Below are 22,843 nucleotides of genomic sequence, written 5' to 3' on the forward strand. Positions count from 1 at the left end.
CTGGATGTGATCAATGTGATTCGATCTCAAAAAGATATGACTTTCAATAAAGAATTGATTGAATTGCTGATTCAAAATGAAAATACCGAAATAAACAGAGCCATCCTGGACTATTTTGGCACTCAGAAGGTAGATCTGGCAGAAGAACAGGCCCTGCTCCTTCTGCAGAATCATCTGGAAGACTATGAATATTCGACAAATCTTCTTCTGGCAGCCGTCAGTTATCTGGGAAGTATTGAGTCTGCCGATGCGGCCGCACTTTTTTATGATCTTCTGAAAGACAACGATCAAACCCTTGCTTCCGCGGCTCTGAGAGGGATCGGAAAGCTGAAAGATGATTCAAGAGTCGATGAAATCATGGAATTATTGGATGAGTATTCGGGTGACTCTGAATATCAGGATTTTTCAGCCAGTGCCATCCTGGTTCTGGGCGAACTGAAATACCAGAAGGCTCAATCTTTAATGGAAAACATTCTTCAGGATGAAGATGCACCGGCTTCTCAGCGTCAGTTTTCGGCGATTGCCCTTGGTCAGTTGAATAAGTCTGAAAGTTTGGATCTTCTCATGTCGATGTACATAGCCTCGGAAAATAGTCTGCTCCGATCATATATCCTGAAAGGGATAACAGAGTTTGAGGGGAAGGAGGTAGAAAAGCTCCTGCTCACTGCTCTCAGAGACTCATTCTGGCGTATCAGAGTGGCTGCATCAGAAGGCCTTGCTGAAAGGAAAACTGTCGAAGCCGTCGATATTCTGGAGTATAAAGTGAAGAAGGATCCTGTCAGACAGGTCCGGTATTCATCCCTGGAGGCTCTGGCGAAGATCAACAACTCTCAGGCAGCAGAATTCATAATCAGCCAGTTTGAAGGTGAGAGAATCCCCTTTGATATTAGACAAAAAGCACTCAGTCTTATAGTAGAAAATAAAATCACCGGTTCTATTGAATCTCTTGAAAAGTTTTTTGAACCAAAATGGGGAATAGATAAGGACAATGAGCTGGCTCCTTTTTGTAAAATACTGAGTACCAGCGAGTGGGAGAGTCTGAAGCCTCTCTTTGAAAAAATGCTGAGTCATCCTGATTATATAGTCAAAATATATGGCATCCGGGGTGCAAAACTGAATAAATTATCTGTATTGAAAGAAAATATATCCGGATTGGACATTGAAGGTCAGCAAATTAATGTCCGTCGGGAAGCCAAGGCTGCCTTGGAAAGTTTTTGATCTCTTGATTGCCAAATTAAAGAAATAATTATACAATGCTTACCTAGGTTAGCATTGATGTCTTTCTCATCAGTATGATTCAAGCAACCTCCAATCAAAAAGAAAGGACAAGTGAAAAAATGAAGCGAAGTGAAATAAACAGCATCATGAAGGATGCCCTGGAGTTTCTGGAAGAGTTCAGTTGGAGCCTTCCAGAGTGGGCCTCCTGGAGTCTGGAACAGTGGCAGGAACATTACCGTGTCTGTGAACAGATCTTCAAATGCAATCTTGGCTGGGATATTACAGATTTTGGTTCAAACGACTTTAAGAGAAAAGGCTTATTCCTTTTTACACTCCGCAATGGAATTTATGGAAAAAGTGCCAAAACCTATGCAGAAAAAATCATGATTGTCAGGGAAAACCAGGAAACTCCTCTGCATTTTCACTGGAACAAGATGGAAGACATTATAAACAGAGGGGGTGGTAAGCTACAATTTCAGCTCTATAAAGCCTCGGAGAATGAAGAACTCTCTGATGAATCCTTTGATGTATATTTAGATGATAGAAAATACCATATAAGTGCAGGTGAAACAATTTCCCTGAATCCCGGACAGAGCCTTTGCCTTGAGCCCTTTGTGTATCACCGGTTTTATGGTGCTCCCGGCGAGGGAGATGTCCTGGTGGGTGAAGTGAGTCAGGTGAATGATGATTCCCGGGATAACCGTTTTTACGACAATGTTGGTCGCTTTCCTCTCGTTGAGGAAGACGAAAAGCCTCTACACTATCTTGTCTCAGATTATGAGGCATTTAAAAAAGAATTCTTATGAAAAAAATAATTTCTTCCACTGGGTGCTGTCTTTTAGATTATATCTATACAGATTTTTCATTCAACAATGCTGAGTTTAAAAAATACAGTTCAAGACAATCCGGTGACGGAGGACTGATCCCGGGACATCTTGTTTTTGCAGAAGATCTGGCAGAATTTGCAGGTGAAACTGAAGATGAGGTTTTGAACCAACTCTGCCGGGGCAAGTCTCCGGATACTGTCAATCTGGGAGGACCGGGCGTCGTCGCCATGGTCCATGCTTCACAAGTCCTGTTCTCTGAAGGATGGGATTGCACCTTCTATGGCGTTTACAATCAATCAGAGGAATTTCGGGAGCTGCAGAAGTTTTTAGACTGGTTTCCTCTGAAATACATCCCTCTGGAAGCCGCCGGAGCTGTCCCTTCCACAACTGTTTTGTCCGATCCGGGTTTCAAGAACGGATCGGGAGAGCGTACCTTTATTAACAGACTTGGTGCGGCCGATCATTTTAATACAGACCTTCTGGATCAGACTTTTTTTAATGGGGACATCATTTTATGGGGCGGTTCAGCCCTGGTTCCTCCTCTCCATGACAATCTGACAGAGCTTCTTAAAAAATCAAAAAATTTGGACCGTATCAATATTTTGGGAACGGTTTATGACTTTCGGAATGAATCAAAAAATCCTATTGCTCCCTGGCCACTGGGAGGTGGGGAGGGCCAGGCTTATCCCTACATTGACCTTATGATGACTGATTATCAGGAGGCCCTCAGGTTATCGGGAACCGGGAACCTGGACGACGCAGCCGATTTCTTCAAAAACTCGGGTTTGGGTGCCTTTATAATTACGAGAGGACGGGATGATCTGTATCTGTATTCAAATGAAAACGGCCTTTTTAAGGGTTGTTCCGGCATTTATCTACCTGTCAGTCCCTATGTTGATGCTGATTTAGTCGTTCATCCCGAAAAGAAAGGGGATACAACGGGATGTGGTGATAATTTTATGGGTGGAGTCCTCGTTTCCATCGCCCGGCAGCTTGATGCTCAAGGCATCGGTCCACTTGATCCGGTACTGGCCGCCATAGAAGGGATCTGCAGCGGTGGTCTGGCTCTTTACAGCAAGGGTGGGTGCATCCGGGAATCTCATCCCGGCGAGAAGGAAGAACATCTCAGGCGCATCCGTCAGGACTATCTTGAAAATACTCTTCCCGGCATCAACGGTCCCATTAAAGGAATGGATTAATGAAACAGGCAGTACTCTTCGGCGGAGGAAATATCGGCCGGTCCTTTATCACTCCTGTATTTCAGGATGCCGGTTATAAAATGACCATCATTGACATGAACAGGGAGTTGATCCAGGACTTGAGGGATAAAAAACAGTATACCATTATCATCTGTGAGAATGATAAACAAACAGAGACTGTCATTAATGGGTTTCAAAGCCTCTCCCTGGATGAGTCGGTGCAAATACGTGAAGTCCTTCTATCCGCGGATATTGTGATTTCCTCGGTTGGCCAATGGGGGCTTCCTGCCGTCATGGCACTGATTGCCAAAGTTCTTCCACAGCGGATAGAGAACAGTGTGAATCATCCTCTGGACATAATACTTGCCGAAAATATACCCGGAGGAGGGGAATATTGCCGCTCTTTTCTCAGAGAGCAACTGTCTGCGGAATTTCCCCCTGAAAAAATTCCGGGAATTGTAGAAACGAGCATTGGGAAAATGGTTCCTTTCATATCGGAAGATGACCGGGCCATTGATCCCCTTCGGGTCTATGCAGAACCCTACAATACATTAATCCTGGATCGTGAGGGTTTTAAGGGTGAATATCCCATCAGTCAAGATATAAAACTTGTCAGTCCTATTCAGGCCTATGTGGACAGAAAACTGTACATCCACAATCTGGGTCATGCGGCAGCGGCCTATCTGGGTAGATCTTCTCATTCTGAGATGAAAACCATTTGTGAGGTACTGGCAGATCCGGAGATTTTGAATAAGGTACGATCGCTTATGCTGCAGTGTGCCGCGGCCCTGATCCAGGAATATTCCGGGGTTTTTACCCGGGAGGAACTGGAGGAGCATGTTGAAGATCTACTGTTCCGGTTTAGAAATCCCTCTCTGGGCGATAGTGTTCAAAGGGTGGGCCGGGATCTGAAAAGGAAGCTGGCTCCCCAGGACCGAATCTGCGGTGCCATGAGATTGATTTTGAAGCATCAGATGCCTGCCGATGCACTCGGGGAGGTATACCGTGCTTCATTGAGCTTCGGTTTGTCAAATGAGGCTGATCAGGAAGACCGTGAAATTTGCAGAGACGCTGCGGCACAGGGAATCATAGGGATTTATAGATCTTTGTCATCCCTGGGAGATAAATGGGATAAGCAGATTGAAAACCTCTTAGTTTTATAATCATTCTTTTTACAAAACAGTGGATTTTCCTTTATAGTAATCCGAGGAGGATTGTATGAATATTAAAGAAACAACAGATATAGGTGCCAGAGAGAGCGTTCTCCTTGAAAATGATTCTTTCAGGGTTTTGGTGAACAATGATAAGGGTATGGTGCCCGAGCTCAGTTCCCGGAAAGACAAGGCCTGGATAAATGCCCACTGGCAGCCCTGGTTCAGGAATACTTCTTCCTCAAAATGGTCCGCCCATGAGCATGAAGCCTTCTGGAAAGTTCCTTTGCTTTATGATATTGCCGGAAATTTTCCCTGCTGCCCCAATTTCGGCCCCGGTCATACCTGGAAGGGATCAGAAATGCCTCCCCATGGCTTTACCAGTTTTATGAACTGGGAGTGCCTGGACATGATGAAAAAAGAGAACTCCGTCTCTGTTCACTGGGAGCTGACACCGCCGGATCAGCCCTTAAGGTATCAAAAAATCGATATGATCCGCAAAGATGAAAATGTCCACTACGCCAGTCTGACCGTGACAAATCGTTCTGATGGTAAGGAAGAGATGAATATCGGCTGGCACAATACGGTGGGAGCTCCTTTTCTGGAATCAGGATGTCTTATCTGTAATAATTCCGAAGAATTTGCTGTTCCTCCCCTGGGTACTGAATTTGATACAACCGGGCAGCTGGAGCCGGGCTCCAGGAGCAGATCTCTCTCTGAAATGCCCTTGAGAACCGGAGGAACTGCTGATTTTTCCAGAGTCCCGGGAGTCACGGGTTTTACTGATTTTGTCGCTGCAAAGGTACCCGATGATTGTCGGATCGGCTGGACCGCCATCATTAATCCTCGTCAGAAACTGGTCTACCTTTCCTGGTTTACCGGTCCCGGGTCGGTGACAAAGGCTGAAATCCCCTTGTATTTCTACAATTACTGGATGAACTACGGGGGCCGACCCTTTCAACCCTGGGCAGCACAGGATGGCGGGAGTGACAGATCCTTCTGTCTCGGTTCAGAGAATTCCGTCAGTTTTTATGCTAATGGCCTTGAAGAGTCTGTAGATCATCCATCCTTAATGGGTCATCCTACCCATCTTGTACTGAATCCGGGAGAATCCAGAGTTCTGAATTATGGTACAGCCTTTTTTTCCTATGAAGAGGATATTCTTGATGAAGGAATATATGACCTTGAGCTCTCTGATAACAGTCTGATACTTCATGGGTCACAAGAAGGTTCCATCGTGAAAGTAAAGGCTCAAGGGACTTTTGATGAGTTGAAAAAACTCAACGCCACCTCTCTACAGCATTGAGATAGAATCTTCCAATATTTGAAAACAGATACATTAACCGGGATTCAATTTGTGTATTACCGGTTTTTTTGTATTTGAAAGGAAAGCCAAATAATAAGACTTCCTTGACAAAAGGAGAGATCAAAAATAGAATGTGTTTGTTGATGCAACCAACAAACAGGTTGATGAGGATGTATATGTCTGAAAATAAAGCTCAGGAAGGGAACCTCAACAGGAGCAGAACAATCGACCTGATCAGAAACAGGCCCGGAATCAGCCGTATAGAGGCCTCAGGACTCCTGGGACTCAACAGGTCTACCCTGACACATATTGTTAATGATCTCCTGGCCGATGGTTTTGTCAGGGAAGAAAAGACCGGGAAAGCAGGTGAACGGGGAGGCCGTATTCCCATAGGACTCAGAATCGAGGAAAAGTTGATTCTAGGAGTCGAGTGGCAGGACTCCTATATTCGCTTCAGTCTGAACAGTTTATCCGGAGAGACCCTGAAACAGGATATAATAAAACTGACAGAAAATTCTGTTCCTCATTTGATATCGGTTCTTAAAAAACTAATCCAGGACCTGGAAACAAAGTTTTCAGCACCTATCTTCGGCATGGGGATGGGTCTTCCCGGCAGGATAAACCCGGATCAAGGAGTTGTCTTATTATCCCTGCCACTGGTCCTCTCTCAAAAGGAGCTCGCCCGGGATCTCAGGGAGAGCCTGGGCATCCCCGTCCTGATAGAAAACGACGCCAATTGTTTTGCCTGGGGAGAAATCATGGGGCGACGGGAGTTTGAAGGTAATCTGGTTTGTCTTCTCCTACAGTTCCATTCCAATATAAACAGGCAGACCTGGGACCAGGAAATCGGGATTGGCATTGTCCATCATGGAAGTGTTTACCGCGGCTCCAGCTATGCGGCAGGAGAGCTCAGGGTCTCTCCGGTCAGTGATGATCTTCGGGATAAATTCCTCGATGAGCTGAATCGGGATGATTCTTCCGCCACCAGGGCATCAGAGGAATATATTACTTCGCTTTTTAAAACGATCAACCCCGTACTATCTGCCCTGGATCCTCACAAGGTGATTCTGGGAGGAGACTTTTTTCTGCATGGAATCAAACTGGAAGGGATACTCAAAAAGACTCTTCCCTTCAGCTGGAGTTATTCAGAGAATGGAATCTGGGAAGTTGCTCAGGGTGGGGCATCTTTTTTTATCAAAACGATCTTTACTCTTCCCGGATTCAAAGAATCCTCTCTTCTGAAGGGGCAGTGGGAAGTTGTCTTGAATCAGAAAAAAACATTGGGAGTTTTAAATGCTTAAAGGTAAAGCGGTGATCGGACAATCCGGCGGACCCACATCTGTCATTAATTCAAGCCTCGCAGGAGTCATTTCAAAGGCTCTGGAAAATCAGGACATTACAAGGGTCCTTGGTATGAATTACGGGATAGAGGGGTTCATGAAGGAACAATTTTTTGATCTGACAGCCCAGAGTCCCGCCATCCTGGAAGGATTGCGGGTCACCCCATCCTCGGCCCTCGGTTCTTCCCGTCATAAACTGGTGGAAGAAGATTTCCCCATTATTCTGGATGTGCTAAAAAAATATGATATCCGGTTTTTTTTCCTGATCGGCGGTAATGACACCATGGATACGGTTCACCGGGTCGAATCTTATTGCCGAAAACAGAATTATGATCTCAGAGGAATCGGCATCCCCAAGACGGTGGACAATGATCTGTTTGGAACGGATTTTACTCCGGGATTTCCATCGGCTGCACGGAGTAACATCCTGAATGTTCTGCAGGCCGGCGTTCTGTCCCGGGATATGAAAAAAGTAGATCAATTTGTCATTTATCAGACCATCGGAAGAGATGCAGGATGGCTTGCCGCTTCAACGGCTCTGGCCAGAAACAAAGAGGGGGATGCCCCTCATCTCATTTATTGTCCCGAAAAGCCTTTGAAACCTGATCAGCTCATCAGTGATGCAAAAGACTGCGTCAAGAAATATGGATGGGTCTCTATCGTTGTCAGTGAGGGGCTTTTATATGAAGACGGAACTCCTGTGAGTGCAGCCCGGAACAAGGATAAATTCAATAATACCGAGTTCGGGGCCATGGGTGGAGCCAGTGTGGCCCTGAATGTCCATAAAATTCTAACAGATGCACTGGACGGGGCCCGTGGAGAGTTTCAGATCACCGAATCACTCATCATGAGCGCCTTTGACCGAAGCGAACCCCTGGATCTGGACCTGGCATATGCCTGTGGCCAGAGGGCTGTGACGCTGGCCTGTGAGGGAACAACCGGCGTGATGGTCAATATCAAACGCAGCAACAGCGATGAGTTTTCCCTGGGTCAGGTTCCCCTTACAGATGTAGCCGTCAAAGCAAGAGTTCTACCTCAGAATTTTATTAATGAGAGAGGGAATGATGTTACATCAGATTTTATCAGATATCTGTCTCCCCTGATTTCCACTCTCCCCCGCTTTGTAGAATTAGAACAGAAATTTCATAAGGAATAAGGTATGACTGATTTCAATAAAAATGTACTGGTGGTCCAGGCGCATCCTGATGATGCAGAAGCCTGGTGTGCCGGAACCCTGGCCCTCTTGAAAAACGCAGGTTTTAAAATTTCCATCGCCACCATGACGGCCGGCGGCATGGGTGGGATGAGCGGGAATGAGGATGAAACAATCTGTGTTCGTAAAAAAGAAGCCCGAAAGGCTGCGGCTCTCCTTGATGCCGACTATTACTGTCTGGATCAGAGGGATGGATTTGTCTTTGATCATGAAGAGGTCAGAATCAGGATGGTGGATATAATCCGCAAGACAAAAGCGGGCATAGTTATCACACATCTCCTTAATGATTATCATGCAGATCATAGAGCCACAGGAGCCATCTGCGATGCTGCCGCCATGATCTCTTCCCTGCCCAATGTGCCCTCCAGGGAGGAGGCCCTCCCTGTTACCCCTCTATTGTATCATAGCGCTCCCATGAGCTTAAGCGACCCCCTGGGCTTTCCCATGGCATCTCCCCATTTCTATGTAGATATAGGTTCTACCATTGATGTGAAATTGAAAATGCTGGGCTGCCATGAATCGCAGATTCAGCTGATGAAGCATATGCATAAGATTGATGATTTCTTTGGAGAAATGAAGAAATTCAGCCATGAACTGGGAATAGGGGTGGGTGTGGACTACGCAGAATGCTTCTGGCAGCATCTGGGTGGGGGGTTTCAGAAAAACCCGCTCATTCAGGATGTCCTGAAAAAACATATTATCCTAAAGGAAAAATAAATGAATCAAGATGAAAAATATCAGAAATTTGCCTTATGCAGAGAAATGCTTGAAACTCCCCGAGTCATCCGGAGTCTCAATATCCCCCATCTACAGCACTTCGTTGATGCCGTTTCTCAGTCTCAGGATGTTCTCCTTACCGGAGAAGGCTCCAGTAGAATATTTCCTGGAAAGAGAGCCATTACCCAGTCCCTGATGAAGGGAGAAACGACCAGATTTTTCACAGAGGGATCAACCCAGGCAATGGACTATGATCTGAAGGACCGTGCTGTTTTTGGATCATCCAATTCTGGGAAAACGAAGGAACTGATCAGACTCTTTCATAAGCTGGGAAAAGACTCTCATCAAAGACTTTTTGGTATTACCGCCTCTGAAAATTCTCCATTGGAATCCCTCTGTCAGACCACGTATGTATTGAGATGCGGAGCCGAAAAGGCTGTGGCTGCGACAAAGAGTGTGGCCGAACAGGCTCTTTTTTATGATGCTCTGAGAGCAGGCTTAAGGAATGAAACTCTAAAAGGTCTTGATCAGGCGGCAGAGTCTGTAGAAAAAGCCCTCAAAATGGAAATAGATCCGTCTCTTATTAATTTGATCGCCTCAGCGGATATGATATATTTTTCAGGACGCAATAACGGAGTAGCCGAAGAACTGACTCTGAAAACAAATGAGATAACCCGGAAAAAATCGGATTTCCTTGAAGGGACCTACGCAGCCCATGGCATCGAGGAAGTCATGAATTCAAAGGATATTCTTGTTGTTATCGACCCCTTCAGAGAGGAAGAGGAAAAGTTTCTGGAATGTCTGACAAAGGGGGTAGGGGTTCAGATTATTTCAATTGCCTCAAGGAAAACATCATTCACCCATAGCATTGTGATCCCCGAAGCCGGAGATTTTCAAAACTATGTTGAACTCGCGGCGGGATGGAATCTTCTGGTGGAAACAGGTTTGTCCCTTGGAATTGATCTGGATACGCCCGTCAGGGCCAGAAAAGTTGGAAACGAATACATAGAATAAGATAGATAATAGGTTCTGCCGGAAATATTCGGCTAGTCCTCTGTGGAGTGCATCAACAATTCATATTCGCTTGTTGAGAGGCTGGATGCGTCTTCCGTTGAGTTTTCCAGCTTCTCACTGATTTCCTTGCGAATATTCTGAACATCTGCCAGATGGGATGCCATTTTCCTTTTCAATTCAGGAAAACGCTCGGCATCTTTTTCAGAAAAGAAGGATTTTTTTTCTTCTACTGTCTCTATCAGTTTTGAAAGTCTGGTTTTTAGTTTCTGAATGGAGAAGAGGAAATCGTTGCGTCTGATCAAATATGGGTTTTCCTTGAGAAGATCATAGTGGCGGTTCAGGACTGCATCTATTGCAAAAATCTGACTTATCATCCTGGAAGCAAAAAATTCTTTGTCAATGGACAGTTTTAATCCGTTCTGTATATTGATAATCTCCGTATGCAGATAAAAGAGGTTATCTTCATAATGAACCATCTCGCTCATCTTTCGCTCCCAGTCCTTATTTCCTGTTATATGTTTCGGCAACATGGGCATTTAGCTTGACATCAATTAGCTCCTATGCTATTTTTTCACAGCCTCTTTATTTGCTCCCTAGGAGTAAATCATACAAGTCCGCAAGGAGGATATAATGAGATCCTATGAATTTACAGCAGTTTTCCGCGTAAAGGAAGACAACTATGCTACCGGTCTGAAAAATGTTAAAGAAATTTTTGAGAAAAACGGTGTAACAACCCTATCTGAAGAAGATATGGGTGACAGATTATTGGCCTACCCAGTCCTAAAAGACGAACGTGGTCATTACCATCTGCTCAATATCGATGCAGATCCTGCAGGAATCCTTAAAATTGAAAATGCTCTGAAACTTCAGACATCTCTTCTCAGATATCTTTTCGTTAAAAAAGAAAAGTAAGGAGTTTCCATGGCAGAAGATTTAAATCGCGTAATTCTCGTCGGAAGACTGACTCGAGATGCCGAACTCCAATATACAAATACGGGTTGGGCTATTTGCAAAATGGGACTAGCTGTAAACCGGAGACGGAAACAGGGAGATCAATGGGTTGATGAGGCCAACTTTTTTGATGTCACTCTTTTCGGTAAACGGGCAGAATCCCTGAATCAGTACCTCAGTAAAGGAACGCAGCTTGCTGTTGAAGGTCATCTCCGGCAGGAACGCTGGGAGCAGGATGGCAACAAACGCAGCAAGGTGACAATCGAAGCCACAAATATCCAGCTACTTGGAAGTAAAAACGACCGAGGGCAGACGGGAGATTCTTCCCATCAGGGTAATCAACAGGGAACATCAACCCCCAGAAATTCTCAACCTTTTGAGTCATACAGTAAACCTGAAAAGAGTTCGGGCGGAGGACAGGCAGATCGGTTTGAGGATGATATACCATTTTGATTCTTCAGCCCCCAGGGTGAACACTGAAAAATGTGCGGTGCACACAGTTCGTAAAGAAGATCTGAGTTGTTAAAGACTCAGACATTGAATGGATATTGAAATTATGAAATAGGAGAAAATGACATGTCTGAAGATAATCAGAGTGCAAGTACCGGACAGGCAAGTTCTGTCAGTGCAAGACCTTCCGGATACAGATCCGGTGGTCAGGATAGAGGTTCAGGAAGCAGACCTCCCAGAAGAACATTTTACAAGAAAAAAGTATGTAAGTTCTGTAAGAATGGATTGGAAGTCGATTACAAAAAACCAGATTCATTGCGTCGTTTCATCACAGAAAGAGGTAAGATCCTTCCCAGAAGAATCACCGGCACCTGTGCAAAACACCAAAGAATGCTGACAACAGAAGTTAAGAGGTCCAGAGCTCTGGCTCTTCTTCCTTTTGTTACAAAATAATCTAAGGTTGTGAATTGAAAACAAGAGAGATTGGAAAGATTACTGGTATCTCACTCATTACGGCTCTGCTGTATAATGTGGGAATACTATGCCCCTTTTTCGCCGTACCACTGCAATTTTCTGCAGCAGGCAAAAATAGGAGTTCTTTTATACTGTCTTCTCTGGTCTCAATTTTCTTGATTCTAATATTCAGAATCATCGTTCTGAGCCCTTTACAGGCTCTGGGTTTTGTCTATATTGATGGTTTTATTTTATTCCTTGCAGTTGCTGGACTATACGTCTGTAATTTTGAGTTGAAAGATTTTTCACTTCCTGTCCGTATTGCTTTCATAACAGCAGCAGCCGGCGTCTTAAGCCTGTTGGTACTGCCGAAGGCATATGGATTAAAGGATCAGATTATTCTTTCTCTCGATCAGATCCTGATGGTCAGCCGCGGGCTGAATCTGTCGGAAGCTATGACAGGGAGTAGTACAGCTTTAAATGGTGAGACTCTGTTTCTCATTTTGCAGGACCTGATTGGCAGTACTGGATTTGTTTGGTACTACTTTTTCATAACTTTTTCCTATTGGATGGGTTCACAGTTGATGAGCAGGTCAAAAGGGATTCAAACCGTTAAAGAATCGTTTAGTTGGGATTTGCCCGATATTTGGGTATGGTTTCTTTTTATACCGCTGACTCTTTTTTTACTGGATAAGCTGTTTGTGATGCGGGGTATACATTTATTGGGGACTATTCCCCATTATGCTGTGACCAACATTATTTTAATTTCTGCAGGGGCTTATGCTTTAAGAGGAATTAAAATTATTCAGTTTTTCTTAAAGAAGAGGGAAGTGTCCCGTCTGATGCAGCGAATGATGCTGATGACTACGGGATTTCTGATTGTAATGCCGGGTGTCAATCTGGCTCTATTGATATTGATTGCAGGGCTCGGTGTATCCGAACTCTGGGTAAATTACAGACTATTTGACAAGGAGTAAATCCATGAAGATTATATTAAATCAGGATATGTCCAGCCTTGGTGAAGAAGGGGACGTAAAAGTTGTTGCTGACGGTTACGCCAGAAACTTCCTTATACCTAAAAAAATGGCTGTTGCATACAACAAAGCTAACTTGAACATGTTTGAACAGAAAAAAGTATCTATCGAGAAAAGAAAAGAATCCAAGAGAAAAGATGCTATGGGTCTTAAAGACCGCCTGAGCAACGAAACTCTGATCATCGATATGCCTGCCGGTGACAAAGGTAAACTTTTCGGTGCAGTAACACCAGCGACCATCGTTGATGAACTAAACAAAATCGGTCTTGTCATCGAAAAGAAAAAGATCGAAATTTCTGGAAACTCTATAAAACTGACAGGGTCATTCACTGTAAAAGTCAAACTTTACGGCAATGAAACTGCAGATCTGAAAGTGACCATTAATGGTATTCAGACTGAAGGTTCTGAGTCTAGATCTTCTCGTAAAGCAGAAACCAAAGTAGAGACAGCTGCTGTTGCAGAAGAGTCTACTGCAGCCGAAGTTACTGAATCTTCAGCAGCAGTTGAAGATGCAGAAACTGTTTCAGAAAACACAACCGAATAATCGCGGGAGTTTATGGATTCAGGTTCCCTGAAAGACAAAATACCCCCCTATAACGAAGATGCCGAATCTGCGGTATTGGGGTCGCTTCTCATTAATTTTACTCTCGATGCCCTGGATACTGTTCGTATGTATCTGGGAGTCGGGGATTTTTTCAGGACGGCTCATCAGTATATTTTTCATGCTGTTGAGCAACTTGAAAAAAAAGGAAGTGGTGTCGATCTTCTGACACTCATAGAAGAGCTGAAATCAGAGGCCCTTCTTGAAAAATCCGGTGGCGTTGCTTATATTTCGGGACTGACATCATCCGTTCCTACCACAGCAAATATCGAATATTATTCCAAGATCGTGCAGGAGTGCAGTGTTAGACGCAGATTGTTGACAATCAGCGCTAATATACACGCCCAGGCCCATGATGATTCAAAAGATACTGCAGAAATACTGGAAGAAGTAGAACGCCAGGTTTTTGATATTAACGATCAAAGATCCGTAGACTCCATAAAATCAGCCGGGGATGTTATAAAAGACGCGATCTATGTCATAGAGCAGCGTTATTCTCAAAAAGGTGATTTTACCGGTATTCCCTCGGGTTTCGATGATCTTGATGCCTTGACCACGGGATTTCAAAAATCTGAAATGATTGTCATCGGGGCCCGACCTTCTGTAGGTAAAACAGCATTTGCTTTGACCCTAGCCGCCAATATTGCGATCAAAAATAAAATAAACTGCGGTTTTTTTACTCTGGAAATGACAACTCTATCAGTCATGCAGAGGCTCCTGTCCCTTCAGGCAAATATTAATTCCAATAAGATTCGTACAGGATTGCTGAAACCTTCCGACTTTAATAGCCTCACAGATGCTGCCAGCAGTATTTATGATGCTCCCCTGTGGATTGATGACACTCCCAATATGAAGCTTCTGGATTTAAGAGCCCAGGCCAGAAGAATGGTCAGTAAGTATGATGTAAAGATTCTTTTTGTCGATTATCTGGGTCTTATAACTTTTGAAGATAAGAGGATTCCCCGGCATGAACAAATGGCGGAAGTCAGCCGTTCATTGAAGGCATTGGCCCGTGAATTGGATATTCCTATTATTGCTCTGTCCCAGGTCGGCCGTCAGACTGAGGGAAAGGCTCCCGGACTGGCAGACCTCCGTGAATCAGGAGCGATCGAACAGGATGCTGATGTCGTTATGTTTCTCCATCGTGAACGAGGGATTGACAATCATGAAGGAACACCTGAAAATATAGAAACTGAGCTTATCATAGCCAAGCAGCGAAACGGACCTGTGGGTGTGGTTAAAATGGCATTTATACCACATTTTACCAAGTTTGTTCCCCTGGCATACAGCAGTTGAGGGAGATTCAATGAGTTTTTTTGAAGATTACAATCTTGATGAGATAAAAAATGAGGTTGAAGAGGTTGCTTTTAGAGAGCTGGAAAGACAGCTTAGAGCAATTCGAAATGAAGATATATGTAAATGCATAGATTGTGTGCAGGATATGGCTTGTTTTGCCTTAAACCAGATAAAACCACGTTATGCAGTTTCACTTCTTGGTAGTATATTCACAAAAGTTGAAACAGAAACACTGATCAAAGATATTGAGACGGTTGTACAAAAGTCCATTGAAAAAATAAGCCAGAACCCGCTTCACAGCAAATCCTGACTCACTCATATAATGTGGATTCAGATCCAGTCTCCTTTAAAGGAGAACCTGGATCAGTCCTCTTTTTTTGTGTCCATGATTTGAAACTGTGTCCTTACAGCCCGTCCTGTGGCCTGGGAAAAAGAATTGATACTTAGAGCAGCATTTCTGCTGCTTATATAGGGGTTTTCAGTATTTCCCGCGGATATGGCAATCCAGTTGTTATCACTGAGCATATAATAATCAACAATTTTTGTGCCTCTTTGCGGATCAAAGAGAGTGAGGGATCCATCACTATTTATAATATAGAGTATGGACTCATGGTAAAACATGTTGTCTATATTTCTGTCATACTCCCATACTTTTTTCTGAGAACCTCTCAACCTGATGATATCTCTACCGCTGATACTGCCGTAAAGAGTGGGAGTATAAGAGGATGAATCAACGGTGAGAATGGAGTTAATCCATTCTCCATCTCTTCTGTAAAGTGTTGTGACCTGAGACGGATTGTTTTTCTGATGACTTCTGATCTGTGTTTCTGTGGAACCATCACTATTCGACAACAGACCGACTGTATATATACTATTCCCATTCTCCGGGCTGAGAATGTTATGAACCAGGAATCTGTTATCTTCAAAAGGTATAATTTCTCCTGTATTGGTCTGTACAGTGAAGAGGGGATTCCTACTTGTCTTCATAAGAGATTTTCCTGCCATGAGCATTGTATCATCTACAAAGTTCAGACTGACCATTCCCAGAGCTGAGAAATCAAATTCCTTAATGCCCGTATGGATATTGCTGAGAGATGCTTCACCACTGCTTTCCAAAGCCAGCACCTGATTGTTTCGGACATGGATCTGTATCAGCGACGACTTGTAACTGTTGTTGCTGTTAATGACCGAATCCATTACTGGATCATAGAGAACGTATCCTTTTCCTTTGTTTTCAGTAGACCAGATAAGCAGGCGTTCCTGATCATAACCTTCCATATAGGACTCTCCGGGAAGAGGGTTCATAGAGAATCCTATGGTCAGATCGCTCAATCGGTTTAAGCTGTGAACACGAGAGGAAACAAAAAAATTGCTTTTCAAGTTGATTATATCTTTTTCCGACAGCATATACAGCTTGTCCGCATTAAAGCTCAGATCATGAATGGGTGAAATAATATTTTTTTTGAAGATCTCCGGTTTCAGACTATCCTTGTTGATCTGCCAGATTGTTCCACTACTGTCGGAGAGGAATACCCGGTTTTCCGCACTCAGGATATCTCTGAAGGAATCAGTGATTCTGAAATATCCGGTATCCCTTGTCATGTCTTCACTGAAAGGGCGGGAGTTGTTTAAATAGCTTGAGGTTGAAAGGGGAGTGAACCTGGCTCCTGTTGTGTCGGTCTGACTGATACTCAGTTTACCGGTTTCCGATTCCTTAATGATACTGAGTACACCCTTGTTCTGATCAATAGAGTATGAAACCATCCTGGCAGTAGTCAAGGAATCCCTTACTTCTCCGGTCAGGCGGTCAACCATGAAAAGATTATCCTCTTTTCTGGCGATAATATATCTTTTTCCCTCAGTCTGAAGCACTGTGATATCCCTTAAATCCTCTAAAGTAGTCGATTCATTTTGCAGGGATCCAGTACGAATATCATAAAAGCGGAAGTAACCAGAATTGCTATATGCCATGATGGTTGTCTCTTTAGAACCGATATAGGCGGAACTGAATAAACCGTTCAATCGTTTCAAGTAAGAAAACTCCCTGCCGCTTTGACTGTCATAGAGAATTATACTGGGAGTACCGACACGGACAATGAAAAGAAATTTGCCACTACCTGAATATTCAAACTGTACAGGCCGGTTTGTGAGACTCTTAGTAAACAAGTTGCGCCCGGTTTTCCAATTCCAGACTGAAAGTCCGCTGTATCCAGGACGTGTGATCAGGATGGCAATTTCAGTTTTCAGAGGATGAACCTTGATTTCAAGAGATCCCTTTAGTCCTGTATCTACCTGATATTCCAGTTTTTCACTCTCTAAATCCCATATTTTAATCAGACCTGATTCGTCTGCCGAAACCAGCTTTCCGCTCATTTCATGATATTCCAGAGAGGCAACGGATTTATTGTGCCCTGAATCTATGATGATTCTATTACTCTGAGCCATAAGATTGAAAGAGAATGTCATAAGCAGAGAGAGTATTATCATTTTTAATTTATGCATGCTTCATTTCCTCGAGAAAAATAATATATCGTTCATGGTGGCAAATAGTATAAGAGCAAAAACAAGGACCGTTCCTATCATCTGGTATCTGTATAATACAGCTGGATTCGGTTTTCTACGTGTCAAACCCTCTATCAGAAACAAAAGAATCTGCCCTCCATCCAGAACGGGAATGGGAAGGAGATTCATGATAAACAAAGCTATATTAATGAGAGCCAGAAAGCGGAAAAAGCTTAGAAACCCTTCGGAAATTCCATGACTGAATCCTGAAAATGCCAGATCTCCTGTCATATAGGTTATCCGCAGGGGACCCGACACGGCAGACTGCAGGTTGATTCCCTTAAATAGCAGAGTTAATCCTTTTAAAGAATTTTTGACTGTTGAGTATGTTTCGGAAGAACTTTCAGAGAAAGATTTCATGATCTGTCCAGATTCTGTTCTCATTGTCAAATAATCAAATTGGATTCCTGCATTTTCTATCACCTTCGACTGATCCAGAAGGAGGTTCTTTTCGAAACCATTTCTGATTACAGAAATAGATTTTATACCTTCATTTCCCAACAGACTGCTTATCTCCAGGGCATGATGTACTTCCACTCCGTTGACTGATGTGATCCTGTCCCCCCCGAGCAGACCAAAAGAGTGAAACTCAGAATCTTCTGAAAGGGATCTGACTACAGGATCTATCCAGGGGTAAATTCCCAGAGTTCCGGCGCCGCTGTCTTTATTCAATTCCGGACGTACTGATATAGTCTTTTCCAAGCCATTCCGGAGGATGGTCAGGGTTATATCCTCGTCTGGATGAAGGATGATCGCTTCCTGAAGCTGATCAAAGCGCTCAATGTCCTTGTGATTAACTGCAATAACATAATCACCGCTTTGAAGTCCGGCAGAATCGGCTGGATAGTCGGTACGGTCAGTGTATTCCGAGGCCAGAACTATTTGAGAGGGGTAAAAGTAAATATTATATCCTATAAGACTGACAGAAAAGAATATCACTGCGGCAAAAATCAGATTCATTACAGGACCGCTGATTGATACAATGATACGCTTCCACCAGCTGGCTCCGTACATGTCACCATGGGCACTTTCAATTGTTTTGGATTTACTTTCCCAGGCCTGAATCATGGCCTGTTCTCCCTGCATTTTGCAGTACCCCCCCAGGGGGAAGAGGGAAAGGCGGAACTCGGTTCCTTTCCACATCTTGGTATAAATGATTTTACCCCAACCAATGGAAAAGGCTTCCACTTTTATACCCGATAGTCTGGCGGCAATTAAATGACCGGCCTCATGAACGACGACAACAATGGACAGTCCGAAGAGTCCAAAGAGTATTTTCAGTATTATCATGTCTTAAGAGTCCTTATATATGATTCCGCAATTTCTCTGGACTTCCTGTCGCTTTCCAGAATTTCATCTACTGTATTATGCTGTTTAAACCAGTCAAATTCCAGTGTATGTGCCGTGACATCAGCAATGGCAGTAAAACCTATTTTCTCCTTCAAAAAGGCATCCACGGCTACTTCGTTGGCACCATTGTAGGCAATCGGGCTGGCTGCTCCCTGGCGTGCACATTCGAATGCATGATGGAGCATGGGGAATTTTTTCAAGTCAGGTTCATTGAATTCCAGTGTCTTCCCTGCCAGATCAAGGTATGTCCAGGGCACTTTTCTCATCTGAGGATAAAAAAGGGCATCTTGTATGGGCAGTCTCATATCGGGTTCGCTGATCTGTGCATACAGAGCCATGTCTTTTGTTCTGATGAGGGAGTGAACATAGCTTTGTGGATGAATCAAAACCTTGATTCTATCCACATCAAAATCAAAAAGCTGTTGTGCTTCTATTACTTCAAGACCTTTGTTAGCCATAGTGGCCGAATCTATTGAGATTTTCCGGCCCATTGACCAGGTTGGATGAGCGAGAGCCTCATCTATGCTGATGGAACTGAACTCTTCCAATGATTTATTTCTGAAGGGTCCGCCTGATGCAGTGAGGATTATTTCTGAAACATTTTCTTTTCTCTGATTTTCCAGCAGCATAAAAAGGGCCGAATGTTCAGAATCTACAGGTAATAAACGGCAGTTGTTCACCGATGCCAGATGTTTTATAAGTGATCCTGCCAGAACCATCGATTCTTTATTGGCCAGGGCCAGGTTCATGCCGCATTCCAGTGATTTGACCGAGGGGCCTAAACCGCTGGCACCGACAATACCATTGACAACAATATCGGCACGGGAATCCTCAATTAATTGAAGAATCCCAACACCGCCTTGATATGAGATCAGCTGAGAATCGGGTCTTCTGCCGCTCAGGCAGAGGAGGGCATGGGGAAATTCTGCTCCATTCTGGAGCAGAAGGGGCTCATTACTGTGAGCCTGAAGCCCGACAAGAAGGAACTCTTCGGTATATAGACGGATAATATCCAGTGTGTTCTGGCCGATGGATCCTGTTGAACCCAGTAATAATACTTTTTTCATGTTCTATCCTGTAAGGAAGCTTATACGATTGCATAGTTCAGCAGATAATAAAACACAGGAGCTGTCAAAAGAAGTGAGTCTATGGAATCCAGAAGACCCCCTCTCCCCATAACGATGCTTCCCGAGTCCTTCACACCTGCCGACCTTTTTATTCCTGATTCTACAAGGTCACCCAGAATCGTTGTTATTCCAGCGAGAAGTCCCAGAAAGATCATCGACCATAAAGGTCCATTGAATATATGATGTAAAAGAAACCAACTGCAAATGGTTACAAACAATGATGCTATAATACCCCCGCCAAAACCGATAAGGCTTTTATTGGGGCTGACATGAAAAATATTTCTTTTTGAATTTTTTCCAAAAAAAACACCCATAAACCAGGCAAAGGAATCATTGAAATAGACGGTGAGCATAAATACAATGAGGATATAACTTGCAAAATCAAAGCTGGAAAATCTGATGATGAAAGTCAGAAAAAACCCGGGATAAATGAGGCATAGCAATGAACTGGCTGCCGATTCTATGATTCCCTTGAACTGAACAGTTGCCATGGTAAAGGCAGGAATCACAAGGATAAGCGTTGCTGCTGCCAGAAAATAGAAAAGAATGGCACTCTCCGGGAGAACTCCCATCACGATCAGGTAGGTGATGACCGGCAGAATGGCTGAAGAAGTCGTCACTGTTTTAACATGGATGAAGATTCCAGCAGCCTTTATCATTTTAGCCATTTCATGGGTTCCGACTATTGTGATCAGAAGAACAATAGTATTAATGGCAAGATGCTTCGCATAGGGGATTACAATGAGCAATGCCAAAATTGGCAGAGCTGTTCCAAATAATAGAAAACGCTTTTGGATATGTGTCATTTTTTAACTCCGCCGAAACGTCTGTCCCGGTTTTTAAATGAATCGACTGCTTCCCGCAGATCTTCTGCAGACCAGTCCGGCCAGAGTTTTTGTGAGAAATATAACTCCGCATAGGCCGTCTGCCAGATAAGGAAGTTGCTAATTCGTTTTTCACCACCTGTCCGTATAAGAAGATCAACCGGTGGCAGATCTGGATTGTCTAGATGAGATTGAAGTTCATCCACTGTCAGGTCTGTGTCGGGATTTTCATGGATATGCCTGTTGACTGCCCGGACAATTTCATCCTGACCGCCATAATTGATGAGTAGGTTCACCGTTAGACCCTTGAAATGAGAAGTCTGTTCCATGACTGAGGATAACTCTTTTTGAATATCAGAAGGAAGCCTCTCCAGGTCACCACTATGAACCACTCTGATTGAGTTGTCCTTGTAGAACTGGTATTCTTTTTTCAGATAGCTTTTAATAAGAACCATCAAAAATGAAATTTCATCTTCTGTTCTTTTCCAGTTTTCCGTCGAAAAGACATAGAGTGACAGGTTTTTAAGACCCATATCCGACGCTGCCTTGACGATTGCCTTGGCTGCAGTCAGCCCTTCTTTATGACCGACAGAACGGATCTGACCCCGGTTTTTAGCCCAACGACCGTTTCCATCCATAATGATTCCTACATGGGAAGGACAGCTTTCCTGGGAAATCATTAAATTTCCATTATTTCTTTTTCTTTTTCATCAATAATGATTCCGATATCCTTAATGTACTGATCAGTCAGTTTCTGAATGTCATCCATTCCTTTCTTTTGTTCATCTTCTGTGAAGTCACCTTTCTTGATGAGCTCATTCACATCACGACGGATGTTGCGGATGGAAACGCGGCTGTTTTCACCCACATTTTTGGACTGTTTTACCAGATCTTTGCGCCTTTCTTCTGTGAGAGGTGGAATATTAATGCGAATGACCTTTCCATCATTGTTTGGATTCAGAGATAATTCGGATGTCAGTATAGCTTTTTCAATTCCACTCAGTGCATTTTTATCAAAGGGTTGAATTACAATCAGTCTGGCTTCGGGAATTGAAATATTAGCCACCTGATTCAAAGGTGTAGGTGTTCCATAATAATCGACGTGAAGTTTGTCAAAGAGGTTTGCTGAGGCTCTTCCTGTTCTGATCGTATTGAAATCTTCTTTCAACGCCTTGACAGTTTTTTTCATTTTTTCTTCTGCAATTTTTTTTATAGTATCCATTCCTAATTCACTCCCTTGTGTGCATTTATGCTCATTATATGGACCAATGGCTGGGTATAAACTCTATTAACCCAGGAATACTTATAAATATTAACACCCCCTGTTCATAACAGGGGGTGTAATATCAAATTATTTATTCTTCTTCTTCGCCAACCAACATATAGATGTAGTCAGTCAGTTCAACTTTTCCACCCACAGCCTTGGCTACTTCGGCCACTGCCTGGGAAACAGACAGTTTGTCATTCTTGACAAAGGACTGATCAACAAAACAAATCTGAGAAAGATGTTTGTTAAGTTTTCCTTTCACTATGCCGGCAACAACCTTTTCAGGTTTATCAAGATTGGCAGCCTGTACCTTGAAAATACTTTCCTGTTCGGAAATATAGTTGGCATCCACTTTGTCACGGTTCAGGTAGGAGGGATTAAAAGCCGCTGCGTGCAGAGCAAGATCCATTCCCAGTGCCTTTACTTCGTCTTTACCAGCGGTTTCGGCACTGTCACAGCTAAGTTTTACCATAACACCGATCTGTCCGTTGTTGTGAAGATAATCCACAACTGTATCCGATTCGGAAACTTTCAGGGAAGCAATTCTTTTGACAGACATATTTTCTTTAAGGATGGAGATGACTTCTTTAACAAGAATCTCCACTTCGCTGTTTACTTCTGTATATTTCTTTTCAGCAACAACAGCTGCAATTTTTGAACCTGCACTGGTGAATACAGCATTCTTGGCTACAAAATCTGTTTCACAGCTCAGCTCTATTGCGGCTGCTGTGTCGCCGACAACGGCTGTGAATACGGCACCCGAATTTGTTGACCGTCCACTTCTTTTATCAGCACTTGCCAGACCCTTTTCTTTCAGAATCTTTTCGGCAGCTGCAAAATTTCCATCCGCCTCAACAAGTGCATTTTTACAATCCAGCATTCCTGCCAGAGTTTTGTCTCTAAGTTTTTTAACGTCAGCTGGTGATACTGCCACAATTTTCTC

At 43.5% G+C, this 22,843-nt stretch carries 23 protein-coding genes and 1 pseudogene; 16 read left to right on the forward strand and 8 right to left on the reverse strand.

Annotated features, from left to right (window positions below):
* From PF479_RS07790 to PF479_RS07830, 9 genes are all read left to right on the forward strand, one after another.
* Positions 1–1,218, forward strand: a 1,218-nt coding sequence (locus tag PF479_RS07790; RefSeq protein WP_298004513.1) for a HEAT repeat domain-containing protein, incomplete at its 5' end; no start/stop codon positions are given.
* A 119-nt stretch (positions 1,219–1,337) separates the two neighbouring features.
* Positions 1,338–2,024 (forward strand): D-lyxose/D-mannose family sugar isomerase, encoded by a 687-nt coding sequence (locus tag PF479_RS07795; protein WP_298004515.1) that lies wholly within the window; start codon positions 1,338–1,340, stop codon positions 2,022–2,024.
* Positions 2,021–3,244 carry a carbohydrate kinase family protein gene (locus PF479_RS07800; RefSeq protein ID WP_298004518.1) on the forward strand — a complete coding sequence of 408 codons (1,224 nt, stop codon included), beginning with the start codon at positions 2,021–2,023 and terminating at the stop codon, positions 3,242–3,244. Before PF479_RS07795 ends, PF479_RS07800 begins: the two co-directional genes overlap by 4 nt.
* On the forward strand, positions 3,244–4,407 hold the full coding sequence (locus PF479_RS07805) for a mannitol-1-phosphate 5-dehydrogenase (protein WP_298004521.1): 1,164 nt from the start codon (positions 3,244–3,246) through the stop codon (positions 4,405–4,407). The genes PF479_RS07800 and PF479_RS07805 overlap by 1 nt, the downstream gene beginning before the upstream one ends.
* Before the next feature lie 55 nt (positions 4,408–4,462).
* Entirely contained in the window at positions 4,463–5,701 is a 1,239-nt protein-coding gene (locus tag PF479_RS07810) for a hypothetical protein (RefSeq protein WP_298004524.1), read from the forward strand.
* A gap of 176 nt (positions 5,702–5,877) precedes the next feature.
* A complete protein-coding gene (locus PF479_RS07815; RefSeq protein WP_298004527.1) occupies positions 5,878–7,002 on the forward strand; it encodes an ROK family transcriptional regulator in 1,125 nt (374 codons plus the stop codon).
* Complete coding sequence (locus PF479_RS07820) at positions 6,995–8,197, forward strand: diphosphate--fructose-6-phosphate 1-phosphotransferase (RefSeq protein ID WP_298004530.1); 1,203 nt, start codon at positions 6,995–6,997, stop codon at positions 8,195–8,197. Before PF479_RS07815 ends, PF479_RS07820 begins: the two co-directional genes overlap by 8 nt.
* Positions 8,198–8,200: 3 nt before the next feature.
* Positions 8,201–8,971 carry a PIG-L deacetylase family protein gene (locus PF479_RS07825; RefSeq protein ID WP_298004533.1) on the forward strand — a complete coding sequence of 257 codons (771 nt, stop codon included), beginning with the start codon at positions 8,201–8,203 and terminating at the stop codon, positions 8,969–8,971.
* Positions 8,972–9,985 carry an SIS domain-containing protein gene (locus tag PF479_RS07830; RefSeq protein WP_298004535.1) on the forward strand — a complete coding sequence of 338 codons (1,014 nt, stop codon included), beginning with the start codon at positions 8,972–8,974 and terminating at the stop codon, positions 9,983–9,985.
* 32 nt (positions 9,986–10,017) lie between these two features.
* On the opposite strand, the gene PF479_RS07835 is transcribed toward PF479_RS07830, so the two are convergent.
* Complete coding sequence (locus PF479_RS07835) at positions 10,018–10,470, reverse strand: hypothetical protein (RefSeq protein ID WP_298004538.1); 453 nt, start codon at positions 10,468–10,470, stop codon at positions 10,018–10,020.
* A gap of 145 nt (positions 10,471–10,615) precedes the next feature.
* On the opposite strand from PF479_RS07835, the gene rpsF reads away from it, so the two are divergent.
* The 7 genes and pseudogenes from rpsF (at position 10,616) to PF479_RS07870 (ending at position 15,080) form a co-directional block, all read left to right on the forward strand.
* Entirely contained in the window at positions 10,616–10,897 is a 282-nt protein-coding gene (gene rpsF, locus PF479_RS07840) for a 30S ribosomal protein S6 (RefSeq protein ID WP_298004541.1), read from the forward strand.
* A 9-nt stretch (positions 10,898–10,906) separates the two neighbouring features.
* Positions 10,907–11,389: a single-stranded DNA-binding protein gene (locus PF479_RS07845; RefSeq protein ID WP_298004543.1), complete on the forward strand. Its 483-nt coding sequence runs from the start codon at positions 10,907–10,909 to the stop codon at positions 11,387–11,389.
* Between the two features lie 237 nt (positions 11,390–11,626).
* Positions 11,627–11,839 (forward strand): annotated as a pseudogene (gene rpsR, locus PF479_RS07850) (30S ribosomal protein S18); the annotation flags it as partial.
* Positions 11,840–11,853: 14 nt separating this feature from the next.
* Positions 11,854–12,816 (forward strand): hypothetical protein, encoded by a 963-nt coding sequence (locus tag PF479_RS07855; protein ID WP_298004548.1) that lies wholly within the window; start codon positions 11,854–11,856, stop codon positions 12,814–12,816.
* 4 nt (positions 12,817–12,820) lie between these two features.
* On the forward strand, positions 12,821–13,417 hold the full coding sequence (rplI, locus tag PF479_RS07860) for a 50S ribosomal protein L9 (RefSeq protein WP_298004551.1): 597 nt from the start codon (positions 12,821–12,823) through the stop codon (positions 13,415–13,417).
* A 12-nt stretch (positions 13,418–13,429) separates the two neighbouring features.
* The gene (dnaB, locus tag PF479_RS07865; protein ID WP_298004554.1) at positions 13,430–14,770 is read left to right on the forward strand and encodes a replicative DNA helicase; all 1,341 of its coding nucleotides are present in this window, start codon (positions 13,430–13,432) and stop codon (positions 14,768–14,770) included.
* A 10-nt stretch (positions 14,771–14,780) separates the two neighbouring features.
* On the forward strand, positions 14,781–15,080 hold the full coding sequence (locus PF479_RS07870; protein ID WP_298004556.1) for a late competence development ComFB family protein: 300 nt from the start codon (positions 14,781–14,783) through the stop codon (positions 15,078–15,080).
* Between the two features lie 53 nt (positions 15,081–15,133).
* Here the strand turns inward: PF479_RS07870 and PF479_RS07875 are convergent, their stop codons facing one another.
* From PF479_RS07875 to tsf, 7 genes are all read right to left on the reverse strand, one after another.
* Positions 15,134–17,272 (reverse strand): WD40 repeat domain-containing protein, encoded by a 2,139-nt coding sequence (locus PF479_RS07875; RefSeq protein WP_298004559.1) that lies wholly within the window; start codon positions 17,270–17,272, stop codon positions 15,134–15,136.
* Positions 17,273–17,275: 3 nt separating this feature from the next.
* Positions 17,276–18,622: an RIP metalloprotease RseP gene (rseP, locus tag PF479_RS07880; RefSeq protein ID WP_298004561.1), complete on the reverse strand. Its 1,347-nt coding sequence runs from the start codon at positions 18,620–18,622 to the stop codon at positions 17,276–17,278.
* On the reverse strand, positions 18,619–19,749 hold the full coding sequence (dxr, locus tag PF479_RS07885) for a 1-deoxy-D-xylulose-5-phosphate reductoisomerase (RefSeq protein ID WP_298004563.1): 1,131 nt from the start codon (positions 19,747–19,749) through the stop codon (positions 18,619–18,621). Before dxr ends, rseP begins: the two co-directional genes overlap by 4 nt.
* Positions 19,750–19,769: 20 nt before the next feature.
* Entirely contained in the window at positions 19,770–20,615 is an 846-nt protein-coding gene (locus PF479_RS07890) for a phosphatidate cytidylyltransferase (RefSeq protein ID WP_298004565.1), read from the reverse strand.
* Positions 20,612–21,313 carry a polyprenyl diphosphate synthase gene (uppS, locus tag PF479_RS07895; RefSeq protein ID WP_298004568.1) on the reverse strand — a complete coding sequence of 234 codons (702 nt, stop codon included), beginning with the start codon at positions 21,311–21,313 and terminating at the stop codon, positions 20,612–20,614. The genes PF479_RS07890 and uppS overlap by 4 nt, the downstream gene beginning before the upstream one ends.
* Complete coding sequence (gene frr, locus PF479_RS07900) at positions 21,313–21,855, reverse strand: ribosome recycling factor (protein ID WP_298004570.1); 543 nt, start codon at positions 21,853–21,855, stop codon at positions 21,313–21,315. The genes uppS and frr overlap by 1 nt, the downstream gene beginning before the upstream one ends.
* Before the next feature lie 133 nt (positions 21,856–21,988).
* Entirely contained in the window at positions 21,989–22,834 is an 846-nt protein-coding gene (gene tsf, locus PF479_RS07905; RefSeq protein ID WP_298004573.1) for a translation elongation factor Ts, read from the reverse strand.
* Between the last annotated feature and the right edge of the window lie 9 nt (positions 22,835–22,843).

Origin of the sequence: Oceanispirochaeta sp. (assembly GCF_027859075.1) — a bacterium.
Lineage (GTDB): Bacteria > Spirochaetota > Spirochaetia > DSM-2461 > DSM-2461 > Oceanispirochaeta.

Bases quoted from the DNA above. Each gene is read 5' to 3' on its own strand.
- PF479_RS07795 (WP_298004515.1), top strand. From the start codon at position 1,338: ATGAAGCGAAGTGAAATAAACAGCATCATGAAGGATGCCCTGGAGTTT.
- PF479_RS07800 (WP_298004518.1), top strand. From the start codon at position 2,021: ATGAAAAAAATAATTTCTTCCACTGGGTGCTGTCTTTTAGATTATATC.
- PF479_RS07805 (WP_298004521.1), top strand. From the start codon at position 3,244: ATGAAACAGGCAGTACTCTTCGGCGGAGGAAATATCGGCCGGTCCTTT.
- PF479_RS07810 (WP_298004524.1), top strand. From the start codon at position 4,463: ATGAATATTAAAGAAACAACAGATATAGGTGCCAGAGAGAGCGTTCTC.
- PF479_RS07815 (WP_298004527.1), top strand. From the start codon at position 5,878: ATGTCTGAAAATAAAGCTCAGGAAGGGAACCTCAACAGGAGCAGAACA.
- PF479_RS07820 (WP_298004530.1), top strand. From the start codon at position 6,995: ATGCTTAAAGGTAAAGCGGTGATCGGACAATCCGGCGGACCCACATCT.
- PF479_RS07825 (WP_298004533.1), top strand. From the start codon at position 8,201: ATGACTGATTTCAATAAAAATGTACTGGTGGTCCAGGCGCATCCTGAT.
- PF479_RS07830 (WP_298004535.1), top strand. From the start codon at position 8,972: ATGAATCAAGATGAAAAATATCAGAAATTTGCCTTATGCAGAGAAATG.
- PF479_RS07835 (WP_298004538.1), bottom strand. From the start codon at position 10,470: ATGAGCGAGATGGTTCATTATGAAGATAACCTCTTTTATCTGCATACG.
- rpsF (WP_298004541.1), top strand. From the start codon at position 10,616: ATGAGATCCTATGAATTTACAGCAGTTTTCCGCGTAAAGGAAGACAAC.
- PF479_RS07845 (WP_298004543.1), top strand. From the start codon at position 10,907: ATGGCAGAAGATTTAAATCGCGTAATTCTCGTCGGAAGACTGACTCGA.
- rplI (WP_298004551.1), top strand. From the start codon at position 12,821: ATGAAGATTATATTAAATCAGGATATGTCCAGCCTTGGTGAAGAAGGG.
- dnaB (WP_298004554.1), top strand. From the start codon at position 13,430: ATGGATTCAGGTTCCCTGAAAGACAAAATACCCCCCTATAACGAAGAT.
- PF479_RS07870 (WP_298004556.1), top strand. From the start codon at position 14,781: ATGAGTTTTTTTGAAGATTACAATCTTGATGAGATAAAAAATGAGGTT.
- PF479_RS07875 (WP_298004559.1), bottom strand. From the start codon at position 17,272: ATGCATAAATTAAAAATGATAATACTCTCTCTGCTTATGACATTCTCT.
- rseP (WP_298004561.1), bottom strand. From the start codon at position 18,622: ATGATAATACTGAAAATACTCTTTGGACTCTTCGGACTGTCCATTGTT.
- dxr (WP_298004563.1), bottom strand. From the start codon at position 19,749: ATGAAAAAAGTATTATTACTGGGTTCAACAGGATCCATCGGCCAGAAC.
- PF479_RS07890 (WP_298004565.1), bottom strand. From the start codon at position 20,615: ATGACACATATCCAAAAGCGTTTTCTATTATTTGGAACAGCTCTGCCA.
- uppS (WP_298004568.1), bottom strand. From the start codon at position 21,313: ATGATTTCCCAGGAAAGCTGTCCTTCCCATGTAGGAATCATTATGGAT.
- frr (WP_298004570.1), bottom strand. From the start codon at position 21,855: ATGGATACTATAAAAAAAATTGCAGAAGAAAAAATGAAAAAAACTGTC.